Source organism: Novosphingobium huizhouense, from assembly GCF_020179475.1.
Lineage (GTDB): Bacteria > Pseudomonadota > Alphaproteobacteria > Sphingomonadales > Sphingomonadaceae > Novosphingobium > Novosphingobium huizhouense.
The window spans coordinates 284,458-307,113 of sequence record NZ_JAILXZ010000001.1 but is presented as its reverse complement, the minus strand read 5'-3'; the positions used below and the strand labels follow the sequence as shown (position 1 = coordinate 307,113).

25 protein-coding genes are annotated in these 22,656 nt (G+C 68.4%); 18 read left to right on the top strand and 7 right to left on the bottom strand.

All coding sequences use genetic code 11. From position 1 onward, the window contains the following. The first annotated feature begins 71 nt into the window (after nt 1–71). Nucleotides 72–1,445: a class II 3-deoxy-7-phosphoheptulonate synthase gene (locus tag K3A85_RS01505; RefSeq protein WP_225204725.1), complete on the top strand. Its 1,374-nt coding sequence runs from the start codon at nt 72–74 to the stop codon at nt 1,443–1,445. Nucleotides 1,446–1,512: 67 nt separating this feature from the next. On the opposite strand, the gene K3A85_RS01500 is transcribed toward K3A85_RS01505, so the two are convergent. From K3A85_RS01500 to K3A85_RS01485, 4 genes are all read right to left on the bottom strand, one after another. Continuing rightward, complete coding sequence (locus tag K3A85_RS01500) at nt 1,513–2,586, bottom strand: phosphotransferase family protein (RefSeq protein WP_225204724.1); 1,074 nt, start codon at nt 2,584–2,586, stop codon at nt 1,513–1,515. Between the two features lie 23 nt (nt 2,587–2,609). Then, nucleotides 2,610–3,701 (bottom strand): Zn-dependent alcohol dehydrogenase, encoded by a 1,092-nt coding sequence (locus tag K3A85_RS01495; RefSeq protein WP_225204723.1) that lies wholly within the window; start codon nt 3,699–3,701, stop codon nt 2,610–2,612. Nucleotides 3,702–3,793: 92 nt separating this feature from the next. After that, nucleotides 3,794–5,086 (bottom strand): acyl-CoA dehydrogenase family protein, encoded by a 1,293-nt coding sequence (locus tag K3A85_RS01490; RefSeq protein ID WP_225204722.1) that lies wholly within the window; start codon nt 5,084–5,086, stop codon nt 3,794–3,796. A 129-nt stretch (nt 5,087–5,215) separates the two neighbouring features. Further along, entirely contained in the window at nt 5,216–6,070 is an 855-nt protein-coding gene (locus K3A85_RS01485) for an SDR family NAD(P)-dependent oxidoreductase (RefSeq protein WP_225204721.1), read from the bottom strand. 173 nt (nt 6,071–6,243) lie between these two features. Between K3A85_RS01485 and K3A85_RS01480 the strand changes: the two genes are divergently transcribed. The 4 genes from K3A85_RS01480 (at nt 6,244) to K3A85_RS01465 (ending at nt 10,517) form a co-directional block, all read left to right on the top strand. Continuing rightward, nucleotides 6,244–7,407 carry an acyl-CoA dehydrogenase family protein gene (locus K3A85_RS01480; protein ID WP_225204720.1) on the top strand — a complete coding sequence of 388 codons (1,164 nt, stop codon included), beginning with the start codon at nt 6,244–6,246 and terminating at the stop codon, nt 7,405–7,407. 186 nt (nt 7,408–7,593) lie between these two features. Further along, nucleotides 7,594–8,733 carry an acyl-CoA dehydrogenase family protein gene (locus K3A85_RS01475; RefSeq protein ID WP_225204719.1) on the top strand — a complete coding sequence of 380 codons (1,140 nt, stop codon included), beginning with the start codon at nt 7,594–7,596 and terminating at the stop codon, nt 8,731–8,733. A 96-nt stretch (nt 8,734–8,829) separates the two neighbouring features. Further along, the gene (locus K3A85_RS01470) at nt 8,830–9,630 is read left to right on the top strand and encodes an SDR family oxidoreductase (RefSeq protein ID WP_225204718.1); all 801 of its coding nucleotides are present in this window, start codon (nt 8,830–8,832) and stop codon (nt 9,628–9,630) included. A 5-nt stretch (nt 9,631–9,635) separates the two neighbouring features. Beyond that, entirely contained in the window at nt 9,636–10,517 is an 882-nt protein-coding gene (locus K3A85_RS01465; protein WP_225204717.1) for an SMP-30/gluconolactonase/LRE family protein, read from the top strand. Nucleotides 10,518–10,571: 54 nt separating this feature from the next. Here K3A85_RS01465 and gmk read toward each other — a convergent pair whose 3' ends face one another. Genes gmk through K3A85_RS01450 form a run of 3 tightly spaced genes read right to left on the bottom strand, consistent with a single transcriptional unit; the run spans nt 10,572 to nt 12,285 of the window. Beyond that, nucleotides 10,572–11,249 carry a guanylate kinase gene (gmk, locus tag K3A85_RS01460; protein ID WP_225204716.1) on the bottom strand — a complete coding sequence of 226 codons (678 nt, stop codon included), beginning with the start codon at nt 11,247–11,249 and terminating at the stop codon, nt 10,572–10,574. A 60-nt stretch (nt 11,250–11,309) separates the two neighbouring features. Continuing rightward, entirely contained in the window at nt 11,310–11,744 is a 435-nt protein-coding gene (locus tag K3A85_RS01455) for a hypothetical protein (protein ID WP_225204715.1), read from the bottom strand. A gap of 40 nt (nt 11,745–11,784) precedes the next feature. After that, nucleotides 11,785–12,285 (bottom strand): SspB family protein, encoded by a 501-nt coding sequence (locus tag K3A85_RS01450; protein WP_225204714.1) that lies wholly within the window; start codon nt 12,283–12,285, stop codon nt 11,785–11,787. 108 nt (nt 12,286–12,393) lie between these two features. Here K3A85_RS01450 and hisB point away from each other — a divergent pair, with 108 nt between their 5' ends. The 13 genes from hisB to tolB all read left to right on the top strand — a co-directional run bounded on the left by hisB (nt 12,394) and on the right by tolB (nt 22,496). Then, entirely contained in the window at nt 12,394–12,987 is a 594-nt protein-coding gene (gene hisB / locus K3A85_RS01445; RefSeq protein WP_225204713.1) for an imidazoleglycerol-phosphate dehydratase HisB, read from the top strand. Next, nucleotides 12,980–13,600, top strand: coding sequence for an imidazole glycerol phosphate synthase subunit HisH (hisH, locus tag K3A85_RS01440; RefSeq protein WP_225204712.1), 621 nt, complete (start codon nt 12,980–12,982; stop codon nt 13,598–13,600). Before hisB ends, hisH begins: the two co-directional genes overlap by 8 nt. Nucleotides 13,601–13,696: 96 nt before the next feature. After that, the gene (locus tag K3A85_RS01435) at nt 13,697–14,467 is read left to right on the top strand and encodes an SDR family oxidoreductase (RefSeq protein WP_225204711.1); all 771 of its coding nucleotides are present in this window, start codon (nt 13,697–13,699) and stop codon (nt 14,465–14,467) included. After that, nucleotides 14,464–15,600 (top strand): glycoside hydrolase family 130 protein, encoded by a 1,137-nt coding sequence (locus K3A85_RS01430; protein WP_225204710.1) that lies wholly within the window; start codon nt 14,464–14,466, stop codon nt 15,598–15,600. Before K3A85_RS01435 ends, K3A85_RS01430 begins: the two co-directional genes overlap by 4 nt. 394 nt (nt 15,601–15,994) lie before the next feature. After that, nucleotides 15,995–16,720, top strand: a complete 726-nt coding sequence (gene hisA / locus K3A85_RS01425) for a 1-(5-phosphoribosyl)-5-[(5-phosphoribosylamino)methylideneamino]imidazole-4-carboxamide isomerase (RefSeq protein WP_225204709.1) — start codon at nt 15,995–15,997, stop codon at nt 16,718–16,720. A gap of 160 nt (nt 16,721–16,880) precedes the next feature. Then, the gene (hisF, locus tag K3A85_RS01420; protein WP_225204708.1) at nt 16,881–17,642 is read left to right on the top strand and encodes an imidazole glycerol phosphate synthase subunit HisF; all 762 of its coding nucleotides are present in this window, start codon (nt 16,881–16,883) and stop codon (nt 17,640–17,642) included. Nucleotides 17,643–17,674: 32 nt separating this feature from the next. Continuing rightward, a complete protein-coding gene (locus tag K3A85_RS01415) occupies nt 17,675–17,995 on the top strand; it encodes a phosphoribosyl-ATP diphosphatase (RefSeq protein ID WP_225204707.1) in 321 nt (106 codons plus the stop codon). 1 nt (nt 17,996) lies between these two features. Continuing rightward, nucleotides 17,997–18,395 (top strand): histidine triad nucleotide-binding protein, encoded by a 399-nt coding sequence (locus K3A85_RS01410; protein WP_225204706.1) that lies wholly within the window; start codon nt 17,997–17,999, stop codon nt 18,393–18,395. 66 nt (nt 18,396–18,461) lie between these two features. Continuing rightward, nucleotides 18,462–18,938 carry a YbgC/FadM family acyl-CoA thioesterase gene (locus tag K3A85_RS01405; RefSeq protein ID WP_225204705.1) on the top strand — a complete coding sequence of 159 codons (477 nt, stop codon included), beginning with the start codon at nt 18,462–18,464 and terminating at the stop codon, nt 18,936–18,938. Further along, the gene (gene tolQ, locus K3A85_RS01400; RefSeq protein WP_225204704.1) at nt 18,935–19,636 is read left to right on the top strand and encodes a protein TolQ; all 702 of its coding nucleotides are present in this window, start codon (nt 18,935–18,937) and stop codon (nt 19,634–19,636) included. The genes K3A85_RS01405 and tolQ overlap by 4 nt, the downstream gene beginning before the upstream one ends. 4 nt (nt 19,637–19,640) lie before the next feature. Beyond that, nucleotides 19,641–20,096, top strand: coding sequence for a protein TolR (tolR, locus tag K3A85_RS01395; protein ID WP_225204703.1), 456 nt, complete (start codon nt 19,641–19,643; stop codon nt 20,094–20,096). Nucleotides 20,097–20,130: 34 nt separating this feature from the next. Then, a complete protein-coding gene (locus tag K3A85_RS01390) occupies nt 20,131–21,093 on the top strand; it encodes a hypothetical protein (protein ID WP_225204702.1) in 963 nt (320 codons plus the stop codon). After that, nucleotides 21,090–22,496 carry a Tol-Pal system beta propeller repeat protein TolB gene (gene tolB, locus K3A85_RS01385; RefSeq protein ID WP_225204701.1) on the top strand — a complete coding sequence of 469 codons (1,407 nt, stop codon included), beginning with the start codon at nt 21,090–21,092 and terminating at the stop codon, nt 22,494–22,496. The genes K3A85_RS01390 and tolB overlap by 4 nt, the downstream gene beginning before the upstream one ends. Nucleotides 22,497–22,656 lie beyond the last annotated feature (160 nt).

Here is a 22,656-nt window from a genome sequence, read left to right as displayed (position 1 = left end):
CTGATCGCCAGCCTTCCTTTGCATTTATGACCCGGGCCGCGTATGGCCCCGCGTCTCGAAAGGAAGGAACAGTGGCAAACAACTGGAATGCGAACAGCTGGCGCGGGGCAGAGGCGCGGCATCTGCCGACCTACCCGGATGCGGACAGGCTTCATGCGGTCGAACAGACGCTGACGAGCTTTCCGCCGCTGGTGTTTGCCGGCGAAGCGCGCGCGCTCAAGGCGGATCTCGCCCAGGTTGCGGCGGGCAAGGGTTTTCTGCTCCAGGGCGGGGACTGCGCCGAATCGTTCGCCGAGTTCCACCCGAACAACATCCGCGACACCTTCCGCGTGCTGCTGCAGATGGCGGTGGTGCTGACCTTCGCCAGCAAGCAGCCGGTGGTCAAGGTCGGCCGCATGGCGGGCCAGTTCGCCAAGCCGCGCTCCTCGCCGGTCGAGAAGATCGGCGATGTCGAGCTGCCGAGCTACCTTGGCGACAACATCAACGGCATCGAGTTCACCGCCGAATCGCGCATCCCCGATCCCGAGCGCATGCTGCGCGCCTATTCGCAGGCCGCCGCCACGCTCAACCTGCTGCGCGCGTTCTCGACCGGCGGCTATGCCAACCTGCGCCAGGTCCACCAGTGGACGCTCGAGCACATCGGCAAGAGCCCGTGGGCAGCCAAGTTCGGCGAGATGGCCGACAAGATCGGCGAATCGCTCGATTTCATGGAAGCCTGCGGGGTCGATCCGCAGACCGTGCCCCAGCTGAAGGGCACCAGCTTCTACACCAGCCACGAAGCGCTGCTGCTGCCGTACGAAGAGGCGATGACGCGCCAGGATTCGCTGACCGGCGACTGGTACGACACCAGCGCGCACATGCTGTGGATCGGCGACCGCACCCGCTTCGAAGGCTCGGCCCACGTCGAGTACCTGCGCGGCGTCAACAACCCGATCGGCATGAAGTGCGGGCCGAGTCTTGCGCCCGACGCGCTGCTCAAGATGCTCGATACGCTCAACCCCGCGCGCGAAGCCGGCCGGATCACCCTGATCAGCCGCTTCGGGCACGACAAGGTCGAAGCCGGGCTCGCCCCGCTGGTCCGCGCGGTGAAGCGCGAAGGCCACCCGGTGGTGTGGAGCTGCGATCCGATGCACGGCAACGTGATCAAGGCCGACAACGGCTACAAGACGCGCCCGTTCGACCGCATCCTGTCCGAAGTGAAGGGCTTCTTCGCGGTCCACCGCGCCGAAGGCACCCACGCCGGCGGCATCCACATCGAGATGACCGGCCAGGACGTGACCGAATGCACCGGCGGCGCGGTCGCGATCACCCAGGAAGCCCTGGCCGACCGCTACCACACCCATTGCGACCCGCGCCTCAACGCGGCGCAGTCGATCGAGCTGGCCTTCCTGCTAGCCGAAATGCTCAACCTCGAACGCAGCGAAAAGCGCGCCGAAGCGGCCTGAACGCACGCTTCCCGGGCGATGAAAGGAGGGGGTGGTGCCGTCTTGGCGCCGCCCCTTTTCTATCCGCTCAGCGCGCTCCGGCCCGCTGCGCGAAGGCCCAGGCTGCCTGTGCGAGCGGCGTGACCCGTTCGGAGCTGGCCTTGGCGTGCGCCGAAGAGGCAGTGCCGTCGATCACCCGCTTCTTGATCCCCTGGACGATGCCGGTCAGGCGGAAGAAGTTGTAGGCGAGATACCAGTCGAGGTTTTGCAGGCCATCACGCCCGGTCTTCTCGCAATAGCGCGCCACCACTTCGTCCAGCTCGGGGATGCCGAGCGCCTTGCGGTCGAGGTCCTGCACCCCCGAACGCCCGGCATTGTCGGTGAACCAGGCGATGCACAGGTAGGTGAAGTCGGCCAGCGGATCGCCCAGCGTCGACAGTTCCCAGTCGAGCACCGCCAGCACCTTGGGCTCGGCGGGGGCGTAGATCATGTTGTCGATGCGGTAGTCGCCGTGGACCACGCTGGTGCGGGTCTGTTCGGGCAGCGTTGCCGGCAGCCATTCGATCAGCCGCTCCATCTCGGGCATCGTCTCGGTTTCCGAAAGGCGGTACTGCTTGGTCCAGCGGTCCACTTGCCGGCCGAAATAATTGCCGGGCTTGCCGTAATCCGACAGCCCCGCCGCCTCGACATCGACATTGTGCAGCGCGGCCAGCGTGTCGACCATCTCGAGGTAGGTCGCGCGGCGCTCTTCCGGGGTCGCGCCCGGCATCGCGCCGTCCCAGATCGTGCGCCCTTCGATGCAGCCCATCACGTAGAACATCGCGCCGATCACGCTGTCGTCGCTGCACAGCCCGTATTGCGGCGCGACCGGGAAGCCGGCGCGCGACAGGCCCGACTGCACCTTGAATTCGCGGTCGACCGCGTGCGCCGATGGCAGCAGCTTGCCGAACGGCTTGCGCCGCAGGACATAGGCGCGCTCCGGGGTCTCGATGCGATAGGTCGGGTTCGACTGCCCGCCCTTGAACTTCCGCACCGCGATCGGCCCGGCAAAGCCTGCGACATTGTCCTCGAACCAGCGGGTGAGGGCGGTCTCGTCGAGCCGGTCGGCCCCTTCGGGCTCGACCGTTCCGGTAAAGGCCGCCTGTGCGTCGATCTGGCTCACCCGCGTGGTTCCCTGCCTGCCGCTTACTGGTCGAACACGATCACGCTGCGCGCGCTGTGTCCGGCCTTCATCTTCTCGAAGCCCTCGTTGATCCCGGACAGCGGGATGCGCTCGGCGATGATCGTGTCGAGGTCGAGCAGCCCGCGCATGTAGAAATCGACCAGGCGCGGCAGGTCGACCGGGAAGCGGTTGGCGCCCATGATCGCGCCCTGCAGCTTCTTGCCCGACAGCAGGTCCATCGCCGCAAGGCCGACCTTCTCGTTCAGCGGCATCATCCCCAGGATCGTCGCGGTGCCGCCGCGGCGCAGCGTGGCGACGGCGAGGCTGGCCGAAGCCGGGCGTCCGACCGCCTCGATCGCGTGGTCGACGCCGCCCTTGGTCAGCTCGACGATCTGCTTGGCGGCGTCCGGGTCCATCGCATCGACCACGTCGGTCGCGCCGAGCTTCCTTGCAAGCTCGCGCTTCTCGGGGATCGGGTCGGCGGCGATGATCCGCCCGGCGCCCGCAATCTTCGCGGCGTTGATCGTGGCAAGCCCCACGCCGCCGCAGCCGACGACCGCGACCGTCTCGCCCGGCGTCACCTTGCAGGCGTTGAACACCGCGCCCGCGCCCGTGGTCACCGCGCAGCCGATCACCGCGGCGCGGTCGAGCGGCATTTCGGGGTTGATCGCCACGCAAGCGTGCTCGTGGATCAGCATCATTTCGGCAAAGGCCGAGAGGTTGAGCATCTGGTTGACCGTGCTGCCGTCCGAGCTGCGCGTCAGGCGCGGCGCCTCGCCGGGGCCGCGGCGGGTGTCGCCGCCAAGGCACAGCGCCATCCGCCCGGTCACGCAGAATTCGCAGTGGCCGCAATAGGCCGAAAGGCAGGTGACGACCGCGTCGCCGACCTTGACCGTGCGCACTTCGCTGCCGACCGCCTCGACGATCCCGGCCGCCTCGTGCCCGGCGACGCAGGGCATCGCGTGGGGGTAGGTGCCTTCGATGAAGTGCAGGTCCGAATGGCACAGCCCGCAGGCGGCGGTGCGGATCAGCACCTCGTGGGGGCCGGGCTTGGATACGGTCAGGTCGTCGATGACCAGCGGCTCGCCGGCTTTTTCGAGGATGGCGGCTTTCATCGCGGTTCTCCCATGCGGCCGCAGGCCCTGCCGGCGGCGAAATGCGTCAGCTCGCCCCGGCCGACGGCGGCCGGGGCGAAAGGGTCGTCAGGTCAGCGCGACACGCCGATGTCGCCCGAGCTCATGCCACCATCGCCCTGCGGCGCGTCGGTGTGGCGGGCGAACTCGATCCGCGCGATCGAACGGGCGTGGACTTCGTCCGGTCCGTCGGCAAGGCGCAGCGTGCGCATCTGGGCATAGGCCGAGGCGAGGCCGTAGTCTTCCGACACGCCGCCGCCGCCGTGCGCCTGGATCGCGTCGTCGATGATCCGCAGCGCCATGTTCGGGGCCTGGACCTTGATCATCGCGATCTCGAGCGCGGCCGACTTGTTGCCGACCTTGTCCATCATGTCCGCCGCCTTGAGGCAGAGCAGGCGGGTCATCTCGATGTCGATCCGCGCCTGCGCGATGCGCTGCTCCCACACCGAATGGCTCGCGATGGTCTTGCCGAAGGCGACGCGCGACTGCAGCCGCTTGGCCATCTTGGCGATCGCTTCCTCGGCCACGCCGATCGTGCGCATGCAGTGGTGGATGCGGCCGGGCCCCAAGCGCCCCTGCGCGATCTCGAAGCCGCGCCCTTCGCCGAGCAGGATCGCGTCGAGCGGCACGCGCACGTCCTTGAGCTCGACTTCCATGTGCCCGTGCGGTGCATCGTCGTAGCCGAACACGGGCAGGTGGCGGATGACGTTGACGCCGGGCGCGTCGATCGGGACCAGCACCATCGACTGCTGCTGGTGGCGCTTGGCCGAGGTGTCGGTCTTGCCCATCACGATCGCGACCTTGCAGCGCGGATCGCCCAGGCCCGAGGACCACCACTTGCGCCCGTTGATCACGTAGTGGTCGCCGTCACGCTCGATCCGCGTCTCGATGTTGGTGGCGTCGGACGAGGCGACCTGCGGCTCGGTCATCAGGAAGGCCGAGCGGATCTCGCCGTTCATCAGCGGGCGCAGCCACTGCTCCTTCTGCTCGCGCGTGCCGTAGCGGTGCAGCACTTCCATGTTGCCGGTGTCGGGCGCGGCGCAGTTGAACACTTCCGAGGAGAACCCGATCCGCCCCATTTCCTCGGCGCAGAGCGCGTATTCGAGGTTGGTCAGGCCGGGTCCTTCGAACTCGAAGGTCTCGTCGACGTGGTGGTGGCCGCCGTTGCGCGGCGGCATGAACAGGTTCCAGATGCCCGCGGCCTTGGCGCGCGCCTTCTCCTCCTCGACCACCTGCAGCACCTTCCAGCGCCCGCCGCTCGCCTGCTCGGCCTTGTAGTCGCCCAGGCGCGGGCGGACATGGGCCTCGATGAAGTCGCGGACGCGGTCGCGCCAGTAGACCTGCCGGTCGGTGTAGTCGAAATCCATGGCCTTCTGTTCCTCCTGCGCGCCCCGATGGCGCGCTCCCTTGCTCGCTTAAGGAATCGGTTAAACCCGGTCTTGGTGCCGCTCGCCTTGCGCGAAATCAAGCGCCCTCGAAGGTCGCGAAAACCCTCGTCACGCAGACGTCCCTTGCGCGGCACTGGCCATCGCTTCCAGTTGCTGGAACAGCCCCGGCGTGGTCTCGTCCCACGAATGGCGCGGCCCGATCGTCAGCCCGCCGTCGACGATCAGCGAAGTGCCGTTGACGAAGCCCGCCGCCTCGCTCGCCAGGAACAGCACCGCTTCGGCGATGTCGTCGCCCTGGCCGCCGCGCGCCACCGGCTGCGCCGCCTGCGAGATCCCGGCGATCACCGCCTTGGCCTGCGCCTCGATCTCCTCGGGCAGCCCGATCGCGCGGGTGAAGATGTTGGTGTTGATGAAGCCCGGCTGCACCGCATTCACCCGGATCTGGTGGCGGGCGAGGTCGGCCGCGCTGGTCTTGGTCAGCTGCAGCACGCCCGCCTTGGCCACGGCATAGGCATTGGGCGAATAGCCCGGGCCGATCGCCGCGACGCTCGAGGTGTTGACGATCGAGGCGCCCTTGCGGCCCTTCATGTGCGGCACGGCATAGCGGATGCCGAACGCGACCGAGCGCAGCAGCAGGTCCATCGTGCGGTCCCAGCCTTCGGGCTCGATCTCGTCGATGGGGGCGCGGTCGCCGCCGGCGCCGGCGTTGTTGAATACCGTGTCGATCCCGCCGGTTTCGGCCGCGGCGCGGTCCATCAGCGCCTTGATGTCCTCCGTGCTGGTCACGTCGCAGCGCACGCAGGTGACCTGCCCGTTCGAGGCGGCGGCGGTTTCGGCAAGGCCCTTCTCGTCGATGTCGGCGGCATAGACCAGCGCGCCTTCGCCGGCGAACTTGATCGCCGTGGCGCGGCCGATTCCCGAAGCCGCGCCGGTGATCACCACCGTCTTTCCGGCAAAGCGCATGTTCCTCTCCATCGTGCTTGTGTTTGCCCGCCAGCTTAGGCCCGCGCCCGGCATCGTCAATGGTCCTGCACTTGACGCTACGGCATGCACGCATGCCCGCAAACCGCGGAAATCTGCGCTTGCCAGCGCGGTCCGACTCGCCTTAATTTGCCGGTTAAGAGAGGAGTCCAACGATGACCGACCTGGAAGCTTTCCGCCAGGAAATCCGCGCCTGGCTGGAGGAGAACTGCCCGCCCGAAATGCGCGAGCCGGTGCGCGACGACGACGACGTCTGCTGGGGCGGGCGCAACTTCACCTTCAAGAACGCGGCGCAAAAGCTCTGGCTCGATCGCTGCGTCGCCAAGGGCTACACCGTGCCCGACTGGCCCAAGGCCTACGGCGGCGCCGGCATGACCCCGGCCGAGGCCAAGATCTGGCGCGAGGAAATGGTCCGCATCAACGCGCGGCCCCCGCTGTCCTCGTTCGGCATCTGGATGCTCGGCCCCGCGCTGCTCAAGTTCGGCACCGAGGAGCAGAAGGTCCACTACCTCGGCCAGATCGCGCGTGGCGAGATCCGCTGGTGCCAGGGCTATTCCGAACCGGGCTCGGGCTCCGATCTCGTGTCCTTGCAGACTTTCGGCGAGGACAAGGGCGATCACTGGGTGGTCAACGGCCAGAAGATCTGGACCAGCTACGCCAACAAGGCCGACTGGATCTTCTGTCTCGTCCGCACCGACAAGACCAACAAGTACCAGGGCATCAGCTTCCTGCTGTTCGACATGACCAGCCCCGGCGTCACCACCAAGCCGATCAAGCTGATCAGCGGCAGCTCGCCGTTCTGCGAAACCTTCTTCGACAACGTGAAGGTGCCCAAGGACCAGATCGTCGGCCAGCTCAACCGCGGCTGGGACGTCGCCAAGTACCTGCTCGGCCACGAGCGCGAGATGATCTCGGCCACCGGTGGCGCGGACCGCGCCGGCTCGCTCGGCGCCACGCTCGGCCGCAACGGCGCGCTCGAGGACCCGGTGCTGCGCGCCCAGGTCGCGCTGTTCGACGTCGATGCGCTCGCCTTCACCGCGATGAGCGAGAAGTTCATGGACGAGGTCAAGGTGGGCAAGGGGCATCCTGCGTTCCCCAACCTGATGAAGTACGCCGGCACCGAGCTCAACAAGGCGCGCCATGAGCTGCTGATGTCGGCCGGCGGCAGCACCGCGCTCGAATGGGAGAGCGAGGAGACCGACGGCGGCGCCCTGCCGCGCGCCTGGCTGCGCACCAAGGCCAACTCGATCGAGGGCGGCACCAGCGAGGTCATGCTCAACGTGGTCTCGAAGCGCATCCTCGAGCTGCCGGGCGCGTAAAGCACCTGGAGGCGGCCCGGCCGTGCTGCCGAGCCTGTCGAAGCACCGTCCTTGGTCTTGGCGCACGACCGCCGAAGAGAAGGGCAGCCCTTCGACAGGCTCGGGACAGCGGGTCCGGGCCATTCATTGAATTTTCCAAGCGGTCCGGGCCATTGCGCCGTGCCGCACCGGGATGGGAGATCCCCGATGCCTTTGTACCTCAATGAAGACCAGGCGATGCTCGCCGACACCGTCACCGGCTTCCTCGCCGATGAAGGTTCGATCAAGAAGCAGCTGCGCCACTATCGCGACATGAACTGCAAGGACGGCTTCGGCCACGCGCTGTGGAAGCAGTTCGCCGAGATGGGCCTTACCGGCATGCTCGCCGCCGAAGCCGATGGCGGGCTCGGCATGGGCCATGTCGAAGCGGGCGTCGTGCTCAAGGAAATCGGCCGCAACCTCACCCCGTCGCCGTTTCTCACCACCTCGGTGATGGGCGTCACCGCGCTGTCCGAAGCCTCGGCCGATCTCAAGGGCCGTTATCTTCCGGGCGTGATCGCCGGCGATGCCGTGCTCGCCGTCGCCATCGACGAAGGCGCCAAGCACCGGCCCGAACGCATCGCCGCGCGCGCCGAGCGCTCGGGCAACGGCTTCCGCCTGTCGGGTCGCAAGGACTTCGTCGTCCAGGGCGCCTCGGCCGATGCGATCATCGTCGCCGCGCGCACCTCGGGCAGCGACAGCGATGCCGATGGCATCACGCTGTTCGCGGTCCCAAGGGACGCCGCCGGCGTCGGCCACAACTCGGTCCGCCTGGTCGATAGCGCGATGGCGAGCCATGTCACCTTCGACAACGTCGAGCTCGATGGCAGCGCCGTGATCGGCGAAGTCGATGGCGGCCGCGCGCTGCTGAACAAGGTGCTCGCCGCCGGCCGCCTCGGCGCCGCCGCCGAACAGACCGGCGTCGCCTCGGGCGCGTTCGACATCACCACCGCCTATCTCAAGACGCGCAAGCAGTTCGGCCAGCTGATCGGCGAATTCCAGGCGCTGCAGCACCGCGCCGCGCACCTCTATTCCGAGATCGAGATCGCCGATGCCACGGTGATGAAGGCGCAGCAGCTGCTCGATGCGGGCTCGGAAAAGGCCGAACTGATGGTCGCGGTCGCCAAGGCCAAGGCGGGCAAGGCCGCCAGCCTCGCCGTGCGCGAAGGCGTCCAGATGCACGGCGGCGTCGGCATGACCGACGAATTCGACATCGGCCTCTACATGAAGCGCGACCGCGCGCTCGCCGAATTCCTCGGCGACCAGTACTACCACGCGCAGAAGGTCGCCGAACTGAGCGGCTACTGAGCGTGACGTTTCACTGAACCGGAAGGGCGGATCGGCGCGGCAGCCGGTCCGCCCTCTTTCGTCCCGCCACCGCTGCGGGGCAGGGGAGAGAAGACCATGGACTTTGCCAAGCTGTTCAGCCTCGAAGGCCGCGTCGCCGTCGTCACCGGCGGCTCGCGCGGGATCGGCGAAATGATTGCCGAAGGTTTCATCGCGGCGGGCTGCGAGCGCGTCTATGTCACCGCGCGCAAGGTCGAAGTGGTGCAGGAAACCGCCGCGCGCCTTGGGTCCAGATGCATCGCGCTGCCCGGCGACATCTCGACCACGGCGGGCATCGAGGCGCTGGCGCAGGATCTGCGTTCGCGTGAAAGCAAGCTCGACATCCTCGTCAACAACGCCGGCGCCGCATGGGGCGCCGAATTCGCCGAGTTCCCCGAAAGCGGCTGGGACAAGGTAATGAACCTCAACGTCAAGACGCCGTTCTTCCTGACGCAGAAGCTGCACGATCTGCTCAAGGCGGCCGCAACCGACCACCCGGCCAAGGTCATCAACATCGCCTCGATCGACGGGCTGCGCCCGAACGCGTGGGAGACCTACTCCTACCAGGCGTCGAAGTCGGCGCTGATCCACCTCACGCGTCGCATGGCCGCGCGCCTGATCTGCGACAACATCGTCGCCAGCTGCATCTGCCCCGGCGCCTTCCCGTCCGAGATGAACAAGGCCGCCGCGCGCAATCCCGAAGCCTCGGCCAGGGGCATTCCGTCGCGGCGCGTCGGCACGATCGAGGACATGGCGGGCGGCGCGATCTATCTCGCCAGCCGGGCAGGGGATTATGTCGTCGGCACGCCGCTGCCGATCGACGGCGGCATCGTCAACGGCTGGGTGCCCGAAGACGCCGTCGATCCTTCCGGGCACTGAGCGGGATGCCCCGCGCCGTCCGCACTCTCGCCACGGGCCTTCACTTCGGCGAAGGCCCGCGCTGGCGCCACGACCGCCTGTGGTTCAGCGATTTCTACAAGCATTCGATCTGCTCGGTCGACCTTGCCGGTGATCTGCAGGTCGAACTCGAACTCGACGACCAGCCTTCGGGCCTTGGCTGGATGCCCGACGGCTCGTTGCTGTTCGTCTCGATGCAGAAACTCCAGGTCTGGCGGCGCTGGCCCGACGGCCGGCTGGCGATGCACGCCGATCTGTCTGAGATCGCGGTCCATCGCTGCAACGACATGGTCGTCGCGGCCGACGGCACAGCCTATGTCGGCAACTTCGGCTTCGATCTCGATCGCGTCGCGCGCGAACAGGGGCTCGGCGCGATCTTCGCCGCCCCGCGGCTCGCCGCGCTCGCGCGGATCGCGCCCGACGGCACGGCAGCCGTCGCCGCCGAAGGGCTCGCCTTCCCCAACGGCATGGTCATCACCCCCGATGGCCGCACGCTGGTCGTCGCCGAAACCTTCGGCATGCGCCTTACGGCTTTCGACATCGCCGCCGACGGAAGCCTCTCCAACCGCCGCCTCTGGGCCGACACCGCGCCGCGCCTGCCCGATGGCATTGCCCTCGATGCCGAAGGCGCGATCTGGATCGCCAACCCCGGCGCGGCCGAATGCGCGCGCATCGCGCAGGGCGGCGAGGTGCGCGAAACGATCGGCGTCGAAGGCACAAACGTCTACGCCTGCATGCTCGGCGGCCCCGAGGGACGCCACCTGTTCATGCTCTGCGGCCCCCACAGCGATGCGCAGAAAGCGGCCGAAGCGCCGCTCGCCGACATCCGCGTCGTCGAAGTCGACGTCGCTCGGGCGGGGTTGCCTTGATCCTCCCCTGCAAGGGGAGGGGGACCACCCGAAGGGTGGTGGAGGGGTAAAGCCCTAGCCCCGCGTCAACTGGCGCACGAAGTCGATCAGCCCGGTCTGGCGCGTGCGGCGCATGCGCTCGGCCTCGAGGATCTGCTGCACTTTGGCAAAGCAGGTCTCGACATCGTCGTTGACGACCACGTAGTCGTAGCCGTCCCAGTGGCTGATCTCGGCCTGCGCCCGGGCCATCCGCGCCGCGATCACCTCGGCGCTGTCGGTCCCGCGCCCGACCAGGCGGCGGTTCAGTTCCTCGAGGCTCGGCGGCAGGATGAACACCCGCACCACGTCGGCCTGCGCCTTCTGGTAGAGCTGCTGCGTGCCCTGCCAGTCGATGTCGAACAGCACGTCCTGCCCGGCCTTCAACTGGGTGCGGATGTGCGCCTTGGGCGTGCCGTAGCTCTTGCCGAAGACTTGCGCCCATTCGTAGAACTCGTTCGCCTCGACCATCCGGTCGAACTCGTCCTGGCTGACGAAATGGTAGTCCTTGCCTTCGACCTCGCCTGGCCGAATCGGCCGCGTCGTCGCCGAGACCGACATCGCGATGTCGGGGACTTCCGCCAGCAGCCGCCGCGCGATCGTCGTCTTGCCCGCGCCCGAAGGCGAGGACAGGATGAACATCAGCCCGCGCCGTTGCAGCGTGTCGGACGTGCGGGGCGGGGTGGCGAGCGGGAGGGCGGACGCGTCGTGGGCCATGCGCGCTCATGCCGCAGAGCCGCCCGCGCGGTCAAGCCGTGGCGCCCCCAAATGCCGAGGTCAGGCCTTCCTGCCCTTTTCGGCCTGCGCGGCGACCTGTTCCTCGCCCTTGGCCTTCTGCGCCGCGGCGTGGCGCCGGTCGTAGAGCGTCTTGGCGAGCAGGCCGCCGCCGACCACGATCGCGCCCGGCACCGAGCGCGTCGCGACGCGGGCGAGCGCGGTGCCGACCAGCGATTGCGTCAGGCTGCGGCCCTTGACGATCTTCCTCGCCTTGCCGGTCCCGAACTTCTGGCCGAGCACCCCGGTCTCGACCCCGCGGCGCAGCAGCGCGCCGCCGGCGCGCAGCGCGATGTCGGCCAGGATCACCGTGGTCATCGGGTTGGGGCTCGGCTCGGGAACCTTGGCGGCGGCATCGGACGCTGCATCGGCGGCGGCGTTGCCGGCCTTCTTCGCCCGCGCGGTCACCCGCCTTGCACCCTTGCTGAACAGTCCCATCTGCCGACCTTGTCCGAAAAGGCCCGCCAGGCGGAGCCCGTTACTTGCGCTTGCCGAAGTCCACCGACACGACGTTGGACCCGTCTTCGGTGCGATCAACGGCCTTGGCTTCGCCGCGTTCCGCGTCGCCGTCGTTGCCCGGGCTGTCGAGCTCCTCGTCCTCGATGTCGGCCGAGGCCTGGAACTGCAGGCCGAAGTCGACCGCCGGATCGACGAAGGCGGTGATCGCGCTGAACGGCACGACCAGCGTCGAGGGGATCTGGTTGAAGCTCAGCCCCACGCTGAACTGGTCTTCCTCGACCTTGAGGTCCCAGAACTTGTTCTGCAGGACGATCGTCATCTCGTCGGGGAAGCGTTCCTTCAGCCGCGCCGGGATCGACACGCCGGGCGCGCCGGTCTTGAAGGTGATGTAGAAGTGGTGGTTGCCGGGCAGGTGGCCGCCCGTGGTCTCGACCTGTCCCAGCACGCGGCCGACGACGGCGCGCAGCGCTTCCTGCACGATTTCGTCGTAGGGGATCAGGCTGTCGGGGGTATCGCTCATGGCGCTTACCCTTCGCCGCACAGCGCCGTCCGGTCAAGGGGCGAGACGGGGCCGAAGCGACGAAGCGGACGATTGATTCTGCTCGCCGCAAGCCTATAGCCGCCTCCCATGCGCACCGGATCGATCAAGCGAAAGACCGAGGAAACCGACATCGACGTGTCGGTCGATCTCGACGGCACCGGCACCTACCGGGTGGAAACCGGAATCGGCTTCCTCGACCATATGATCGAGCAGTTCAGCCGCCATTCGCTGATCGACGTCACCTGCCGCGTGAAGGGCGATCTCCACGTCGACCAGCACCACACCACCGAGGACAGCGCCATCGCGCTCGGCCAGGCGATCGCGCAGGCGCTGGGCGACAAGAAGGGCATCACCCGCTACGGCCACACCTATTCGCCGATGGACGAAGCGCTCTGCCGCGTCGCGCTCGACATCTCGGGCCGCCCGGTGCTGGTGTGGAAGGCCGCCTTCACGCAGCCCCGCCTCGGCGAGATGGACACCGAGCTGTTCGAGCACTGGTTCCAGTCGATTGCCCAAGCCGCCGGGATCACGCTCCACATCGAAAGCCTCTACGGCAGCAACAACCACCACATCATCGAAGGCATCTTCAAGGGCTTTGCCCGCGCCATGCGCCAGGCGATCGCGATCGACCCGCGCAAGGCCGATGCCGTCCCCTCGACCAAGGGCATTCTCGGTGGCTGAGGTGATCGCGCTGATCGACTACGGCGCGGGCAACCTCCATTCGGTGCACAATGCGCTGAAGGCGGCGGGCGGCGAAGGCATCGCCATCACCGCCGATCCCGACGTGGTGCGCGCCGCCGACCGCATCGTCCTGCCCGGCGTCGGCGCGTTCGGCGCCTGCGCCGGCGCGCTGCGCGCCATCCCCGGCATGGTCGAGGCGATGGCCGAACGCGTCCATGTCGGCGGAGCGCCGTTCCTCGGCATCTGCGTCGGGATGCAACTCCTCGCCACGCGCGGCATCGAGTTCGGCGCGACCGACGGGCTCGACTGGATCGCGGGCGAAGTCCGCCCGATCGAGCGCACCGATCCGGCGATCAAGGTCCCGCACATGGGCTGGAACGATGTCGAGCCGGGCCACCATCGCAGCCTGGTCGAGCCGGGCGAGGCCTATTTCCTGCACTCGTTCCACTTCGCCCCCGACGATGGCGCCCACGTCGCGGCGATGACCGACCACGGCGGCGGGCTCGTCGCCGCGGTCGCGCGCGACACCATACTCGGCGTCCAGTTCCACCCGGAAAAGAGCCAGGACTACGGCCTCGCGCTGCTCGCGCGCTTCCTCGACTGGAAGCCCTGAACCGGGCCGCAACGGGCAGGCGGGGCCTCGCCCGGGGCAAGTCGTGGAACGTCCGCGCTCCTTTTGCCCTTTTAACCGGGTGAAGGAGACCGCCCCGTGGCAACGACCCCCCAGAACAACCTGTCCGATGCGCATACCGAGCGCCCCGCGCTCGCCGGCCGGCGCATCGCCATCACCGGCGGCACCACCGGCATCGGCCGCGCCATCGCCGTGCTGCTTGCGAGCGAAGGCGCCCGCGTCTTCGTCTGCGGGCGCGACGAGGCCCACCTTGCCGACGCGCTCGCGCGCATCCGCGAAGTGGGGCAGGGCGACGGCGTCAGCGTCGACCTGTCGCGGCGCGAGGACGTGCCCAAGTTCTTCGACGCTGCCGAAGCCGGCCTCGGCGGGCTCGATGCGGTGGTGATCAACCAGGCTGTCCCCGCGGTCGGCCTCGACGATGCGCCCGAGCCCGACATTGCCTACCAGACCGCGACCAATTTCACCGCCTACCTGCTTGCCGCCAAGGCCGCGTCCGAGCGGCTCGGCGAGGGCGCCGACATCGTCTTCATCGGCTCGATGAGCGCGGTCAGCCGCGAGCCCGGATCGTCGGTCTACGTTGCCGCCAAGACCGGGATCGAGGGCTTTGCCCAGGCGCTGCGCAAGGAGCTGGCCGAACGCAACATCAAGGTCGGGCTGGTCGAGCCGGGTCTTGCCGGTTCCGACCTGCAGTACCCCGACATCCCCGCCGACAAGCAGCGCGAGATGATCCACCAGGAGACCATGCTGCGGGCAGAGGACATCGCCGTCTCGGTCCAGTTCATGTTGACCCAGCCGCGTCGCGCCACCATCTCGCTGGTCCGCATCGAGCCGCGCGTGGAGGCGCAATGACCGGCCGGTTTCCGTACGATCAACTCGTCCTCACACCGCATGTCGTCGATCTGTCGCGCTCGCCGCTCGCCGGCCATTTCGATGCCGAAACCTATGTGCTGGGGGCCTTCAACCCGGGCATGACCGTGCTGCCCAACGGCAACGTGCTGCTGATGGTGCGCGTTGCCGAGGCGCTGCGCACCCCCGTGCGCGACGGCAAGGTCCACGCGATCCGCTGGGAACGCGGCGCCTACGTGCTCGATGCCTGGCCGCTCGAGCTGGCCGACACCGCCGATCCGCGCAAGTTCCTGCTCCATGGCGGGGGCTGGAAGGTCATGGCGCTGACCTCGCTGTCGTGGCTGCTGCCGGTCGAAATGTCTCCCGACGGGCTCGAACTTGTCGCGATCCATTACGACAAGGCGATCGCGCCGCAGGGCTCGTACCAGTGCTACGGCATCGAGGACGCGCGCATCTCGCGCATCGAGGGACGCTACTGGATGACCACCTGCTCGGTCAGCCCCGAGCGCCATTCGACCACGCTCTACACTTCGGACAACGGGCTCGACTGGGACTTCCAGGGGATCGTGCTCGATCACCAGAACAAGGACATGCTGCTGTTCGAAGGGCTGGTGGACGGCCAATACTGGGCGCAGACCCGGCCCCTGGGCGATCTCTACTTCGCCTACCCGCCGGGCAGCGAATGGCGCCCCGGCCCCTCGATCAATCTCGCGACCTCGCCCGATGGGCTGCACTGGAAGCCGCACCTTGCGCCGCACATCCGCCCGCACGCCGGCACCGTCGCGACCGCGCGGATGGGCGGCGGCGCTCCGCCGATCCTGACCGAGATCGACGGCAGGCGCGGCTGGCTTTCGCTCTGGCACGGGGTCGAACCCAAGGAGATCGTCGGCATCTACCGCACCTACTGGACCCTGCTCGACGAAGCCGACCCGACCCGCGCGCTCGCGACCAGCCATACCCCGCTGCTCGAACCCGACGCGGAACTGACCCGCCCGCTCGAAGACCTGCTCTACTTGCGCGATGTCGTGTTCACCACCGGGGTGATCGACGCCGGCGACCGCTTCATCGTCGCCTCGGGCGAAGCCGACCTCGCCTGCCGCATCACGCACGTGCCCAAGGAAGCGTTCGGAGCGTAGAAGAACGGTGCTTCGACAGGCCTGGCACGAACGGGCAGGAGAAGGGCTCAACCCAACACCGTCCGCCCTGAGCCTGTCGAAGGGCTGTCCTTTTCTCGCAACCTCATGGCACAGGAAGATGGTTCGCGCAGAGATCGCAGAGGCCGCAGCAAAGAAAAGAAGGGCCTCACGCAAAGACGCGAAGACGCGAAGAGGTCGTTGGCGGGCCGCAGGCCCTGCTAGGCACCCCAATGCGGAAACAGAGCGGCTTTGCCGCAAGCACCAGCCCGTCTGCGTCTTCGCGTCTTTGCGTGACCCAAACCTCTTCCCTTCCTCCGCGCCTCTGCGCTCTCTGCGCGAACCAAATCCCCTTCCGCCTTCCCGCCGCGCCAAACCGATGCTACGCGCCGCGGCCATGATCGTCTTTCCAGCCATCGACCTCAAGGGCGGGCAGGTCGTCCGCCTCGCCGAAGGGGACATGGATCGCGCCACCGTCTACGGTGACGATCCCGCGCACCAGGCCCAGCTCTTCGCCGCTGCGGGCAGCCAGTACCTCCATGTCGTCGATCTCGACGGCTCGTTCGCCGGTCGCGCCGAAAACCGTGAGGCGGTCGAAGGCATCCTCAAGTCGTTCGGCGGCCACGTGCAACTGGGCGGCGGCATCCGCACGCGCGAAGCGGTCGAAGGCTGGTTCGATCTCGGCGTCAGCCGCGTCGTCATGGGCACCGCCGCGCTGAAGGACCCCGAGTTCGTCAAGGACATGGCCAGGGCCTTCCCCGGCGGCATCGTCGTCGCGGTCGACGCGCGCGACGGCATGGTCGCCACGCAAGGCTGGGCCGATGTGTCCGACGTCGAAGTCGTCGACCTCGCCCGCCGGTTCGAGGACGCGGGCGTCGCCAGCCTGCTGTTCACCGACATCGGCCGCGACGGCCTGCTCAAGGGCGTCAACATCGACGCCACCGTCGACCTCGCCCGCCGCGTCGATATTCCCGTGATCGCCAGCGGCGGCGTCAAGGGCATCGATGATATCCGCATGCTCAAGATCCACGAAGCCGACGGCATCGAAGGCGTCATCACCGGCCGCGCCCTGTTCGAAGGCAGGCTCGACCTCGCCGCCGCCATCGCGATGGCCGAGGCATGACGTTGAATTGCCCCTCCGTCAGCCGCCCTGCCGCTGCCACCTCCCCATTTGTGCCCTGCAAAAATGGGGAGGACCTCATTGTTCCTCCCCGTTTTTGCAAAGCACAAACGGGGAGGGGGACCGCCCGAAGGGTGGTGGAGGGGTATCTCGGAGACATGCAATGACCGTCCGCGTCCGAGTCATTCCCTGCCTCGACGTCCGCGATGGCCGCGTGGTCAAGGGCGTCAACTTCGTCGATCTGCGCGATGCAGGCGATCCGGTCGAGCAGGCCCGCGCCTATGACAAGGCGGGTGCCGACGAACTCTGCTTCCTCGACATTTCAGCGAGCCACGAAGGGCGCGGCACGCTGCTCGACGTCGTCGCGCGCACCGCCGAGGTCTGCTTCATGCCGCTCACCGTCGGCGGCGGTGTCCGGTCGGCAGAGGATGCGCGCGCGCTGCTGCTGGCGGGTGCCGACAAGGTGGCGGTCAATTCCGCCGCCGTCGCTCGGCCCGAACTGGTGCGCGACATTGCCGAACGCTTCGGCGCGCAATGCGTCGTCGGCTCGGTCGATGCGCGGCGTACTGGCCCCGGCAAGTGGGAAATCTTCACCCACGGCGGCCGCAAGCCCACCGGGATCGACGCGCTCGCCCATGCCGAAAACCTCGCCAAGCTGGGCGCGGGCGAACTGCTCGTCACCTCGATGGACGGCGACGGCACCAAGGCCGGCTACGATCTCGAACTGACACGCCTGATTGCCGACGCCGTGCCGGTGCCGGTGATCGCCAGCGGCGGGGTCGGCAACCTCGACCATCTCGTCGAGGGCGTGACCAAGGGCCACGCCAGCGCCGTGCTCGCCGCCTCGATCTTCCACTTCGGCCAGCACTCGATCGCCGAGGCGCACGCCGCCCTGCGCGCCGCAGGCCTGCCCGCCCGCTCTTGACCCTGCCTGCGCGCGCGGCCATGCCCACCCCCATGACCGACGACACGCTCTTCCGCCTCGAAGCGACCATCGCCGAGCGCCTCCAGGGCGATCCGGCGGCCAGCTACGTCGCGAAACTGCACGGCAAGGGCCTCGGCAAGATCGCGCAGAAAGTGGGCGAGGAAGCGACCGAAGTCGTCATCGCCGCGCTGTCGGGCGATGCGCAGGACCTGACCGGCGAAGCGGCCGACCTCGTCTTCCACCTCCTCGTCCTGCTGGGCGAGAAGGGCGTGCCGCTGTCCGCCGTCCTCGCCGAACTCAACCGCCGCGAAGGCACCTCGGGCATTGTCGAGAAGCAGAGCAGGAGCAGTTGAAATGGCAGTCGACGCCACCCAGCCCTACGACGACCAGAACATCTTCGCCAAGATCCTGCGCGGCGAGATTCCCTGCCGCAAGGTCCACGAGGACGAGTGGAGCCTCGCCTTCCACGACATCAACCCGCAGTCGCCCACGCACATCCTGGTGATCCCCAAGGGGCCCTACGTCAGCTGGGACGATTTCAGCGCCAAGGCCTCGGACGCCGAGATCGCCGGCTTCGTCCGCGCGGTCGGCCATGTCGCGCGCGAGGCGGGCCTCGTCGCGCCGGGCTATCGCCTGCTCGCCAACGCGGGCACGCACAGCCACCAGGAAGTGCCGCACCTCCACGTCCACATCTTCGCCGGGCGCTACCTCGGGCCGCTGCTCGCGCCGGCGAGCGGCGGGGCGGCGCAATAAGCGGGCAGAAAAGTTAACGCGTCCTTGCCCATCGATTCCCCGCTGGGCTAGGGTGCCCTGCATCCCATGCTTGCGCCCGATCCCCCCGGCGGCCGCTTCGACGGCTCGGTCCACCTGTTCCCGGTCCGCGTCTACTTCGAGGACACGGACCTGTCGGGCGTCGTCTATCACGCCAACTACTTGCGCTGGTTCGAACGCGCCCGCTCCGACATGCTGCGCCTGCTCGGCATCGGCCAGCGCGCCGCGCACGATGCGGGCGAGGGCGCCTATGCCGTGACCGAGCTTGCGCTGCGCTATCTCCGCCCGGCGAGGCTCGACGATGCCGTCTACGTCGCCAGCCGCGTAACCGAAGTCACCCCCGCCACCTGCCGCCTCGTTCAGCAGGCATACGTTCAGCAACCAGACAGGGGCGAAACGCTGCTCTGCAGCGCCGAGGTGCGCGTCGCCTTCGTCGCGCCTTCGGGGCGCCCGCGTCGCCAGCCGGCGGCATGGGTCGCCGCATTCCGGACCATACTCAACCAGGAAGGCCTTTCTCCCGCATGACCTTCGACCTGCTCGCCGCCGGCGCCGCCGCCGCGCCCACCCGGCTCAACCCCGTCGAGCTGTTCCTCCACGCCGACATCGTCGTGCAGATCGTGATGGGCGCGCTCGTGCTGGCGAGCGTGTGGGTCTGGACGATCATCATCGGCTTCTCGCTGCGGATGATCGCCATCGGCCGCCGTTGCGACGCCTACGAGGAGGAGTTCTGGGACGCGCGCGACATCGACGCCTTCCAGAAGGCGAACAAGGGCAAGGACATCCCCTCGGCCCGCGTCGTCACCGCCGCGCTCGCCGAATGGCGCCACTCGACCGCGGTGAAGGCGATCGACCGCGAAGGCACCCGCCAGCGCCTCGCCATCGCGATGGAGGATGCGGTCACCGTCGAAAGCGAGAAGCTGTCCAACCGCTTGAACTTCCTCGCCACGGTCGGCTCGGTCGCGCCCTTCGTCGGGCTGTTCGGCACCGTCTGGGGCATCATGGACAGCTTCTTCAACATCGGCGCGCAGCAGAATTCCTCGCTCGCGGTGGTCGCGCCGGGCATTTCCGAGGCGCTGTTCGCCACCGCCATCGGCCTGTTCGCGGCGATCCCCTCGGTCATCGCCTACAACCGCTTCTCGCACCGCGTGAACCGCTTCGAATCGCGCCTGTTCCGCTTCGCCGATCGCTTCCACGCGACCCTCAGCCGCGAGCTGGAGCAGTAAGGCGATGGCGATGAACCTCCAGCAGGGCGGAGGCGGCGGTCGCCGGCGACGCCGGGGTCGCGGCGCCGGCGCGGCGATGAGCGAGATCAACGTGACGCCACTGGTCGACGTCATGCTGGTGCTGCTGATCATCTTCATGGTCACCGCGCCGATGCTGACCGCGGGAGTGCCGATCGACCTGCCCGACAGCAAGGCCGAGGCGCTGAAGGAAGAAAAGAACGAGATCACCGTCAGCATGGACGGCGATGGCCGGGTGTTCCTCGACGACCAGGAATTGGCCCCCGGCGAACTCGCCGATCGCCTCGCCGGCATCGACAAGGGGGAAAAGGCCCCGCTCGTCACGCTGCGCGCCGACCGCAACCTCAAGTACGACCGGGTGATCGCGGTGATGGGCGAGCTGAACGCCGCCGGCTTCAAGTCGATCTCGCTGGTCACCAACGGTTCAGTCACGGCCCCATAGCGCGATGGCGATGCGTGGCGAGAGCACATCGGGGATGACCCGCGAGGAAGCGCTGGCGCTCGGCCTCGCGCTCGTCGCGCATGTCGCGCTGATTGCCGCGCTCACGCTGTCGCCGCCGGGCAAGGACATCGCCCCGCCGCCCGAGCGGATGACGATCACCTTCTCGGACGAGATCGCCGACACCTCGACCTCGCCCGACCCCGCCGCGCAGGCCGCGCCCGACGTCGCGCCGCAGCTGGGCGAGCCCGCGCCCGAGGCCCAGCCGCAACCGCAGCCTGCGCCGCCGCAGCCCGCACCGCTCCCGCCGCCGCCCAAGCCGCAGCCACCCCAGCCGCAGCCCCAGCCGAAGCCGCAGCCCCAGCCTCAGCCGCAGCCTCAGCCGAGGCCGCAGCCCAGACCCCAGCCCGCGCCTGCCAAGCCCGCACCTGCAAGGCCGCAGCCCGCTCAGTCGAAGCCCGCGCCCGCGCCGGCCAAGCCTGCGCCTGCGAAGCCTGCCGCGGCCCAGTCCGCGCCCGCCAAGCCCGCGCCCGCCAAGCCCGCGCCCGCCGGCAACGAGGCCCCGCGCCGCCGCCCCGATGCGCCCACCGGCGGCAGCCGCGTCGGCAGCGATTTCCTCAAGGGCATCCCCGGCGCGACCGCGCCCGGCACCGCGAAGACGCCGCCGGCGCAGGCGGTCGGGCCCGAAGTGAAGTCGGCGCTGGTCGGCGCCATTTCGCGCCAGATCAAGCCGCACTGGACCTCGCCGCAGGGCGTCGATGTCGAAAAGCTGGTGACCGTGCTTGCCTGGGATCTCAATCCCGACGGCAGCCTCGCCGGGCGCCCGATCGTTGTCTCGCAGACCGGCCTCACCGACGCCAACCGCGCCCAGGCCGCGCGCCACGCCGAACAGGCGATCCGCGCGGTCCAGCTTGCCGCGCCGTTCCAGTTGCCGAAGGAATACTACGCCAGCTGGAAGCGCGTCGCCCAGTTCCGCTTTGACAGGAAGTTGTCGCAATGAAGACCGTCAAGTTCGCCCCGCTGATCGGCCTCGCTTCCCTGCCGGGCCTCTCGCTCCCCGCGCCTGCCTTCGCGCAAGTCGAGCAGCTCCCCGCCTCGTCCGCCTCGCAAGGCCCGCAGGCGCCCGCCGATGCCGGCGGCCTCACCGGCTCGGTCACCGACGAAAGCGAATGGCAGGATCTCGGCATCGCCATCCCCGCCTTCCCGACCGACGCTTCGGTCGCGACTGCGGCCGAGGGCGGCAACACCGAAGCGCTCGGGCGCAATCTCGCCCGCGTGGTCTACAACGATCTCAAGAACAACGGCCTGTTCAAGCCGGTCGGGCCCGATGCGCTGCCCGGCATCGGCTATTTCCAGGTCACCGCGCCCTCGTTCGATTTCTGGCGCGGCCGCTCGACCGAGATGCTGGTCCAGGGCTTCGTCAAGGCCGCGCCCGACGGCAAGCTGACGGTCGGCTGCTACCTCTACGACGTGGCGCTGGGCAGCGAGCTGATCCGCCAGGGCTACGTCGTCCAGCCCGCCGAATGGCGCCGCGCCGCGCACAAGTGCGCCGACATGGTCTATGCGCGGCTTTCGGGCGAAAACCCGTTCTTCGACAGCAAGATCGCCTATATCGCCGAAACCGGTCCCAAGGACCACCGGCGCAAGCAGCTGGCGATCATGGACAGCGATGGCGCCAACCACCGGTTCATCACCAATGGCCAGGCCACCGCGCTTACCCCGCGCTATTCGCCCGACTATTCGAAGATCGTCTACCTCAGCTACCTCAACGGCTATCCGCGCATCTATGTCTACGACATCGGCACCGGGCAGCAGCGGCTCGTCACGCAGGGCAAGGGGCCGACCTTCGCCCCGCGCTGGTCGCCCGATGGCAAGTGGATCCTCTATTCAATGGCGATCGGCGGCAACACCGACATCTACCGCGTCTCGGCGCAGGGCGGCCCGTCCACGCGGCTGACCAACACGCCAGGCATCAACGTCGGGGGCTCCTATTCGCCCGATGGCAGCAGGATCGTGTTCGAAAGCGACCGCTCGGGCAGCCAGCAGGTCTACGTGATGAACGCCGACGGCTCGAACCAGCGCCGCATCAGCTTCTTTGGCGGGCGCGCCGCCACGCCCGAATGGAGCCCGCGCGGCGACCAGATCGCCTTCACCCACATTGCCGGCAACTTCCGCATCGCGGTCATGGACCCCAACGGGCAGTCCGTGCGCGACCTGACCGACAGCTGGCAGGATGAAGCGCCCACCTGGTCGCCCAACGGCCGCATCATCCAGTTCTTCCGCACCGAGAAGAACAGCGGCAAGACCGGCATCTGGCAGGTCGACCTCACGGGCCGCAACGAACGCAAGCTCAACACGCCCGTCGACGCCTCCGACCCCGCCTGGGGCCCGGTGCTGCCCTGACGGTCGCGTTTGCTCCCATCCCGGTGGGGAGGGCGACTTCCAACTCCCCTCCCCGGTGGGGAGCGCGACTTCCAACTCCCCTCCCCGGTGGGGAGGGGTTGGGGGTGGGGGGTCAACGCTTGTCGGATACCCCTCCCGAGATCCCCACAAGGCCGCGGAT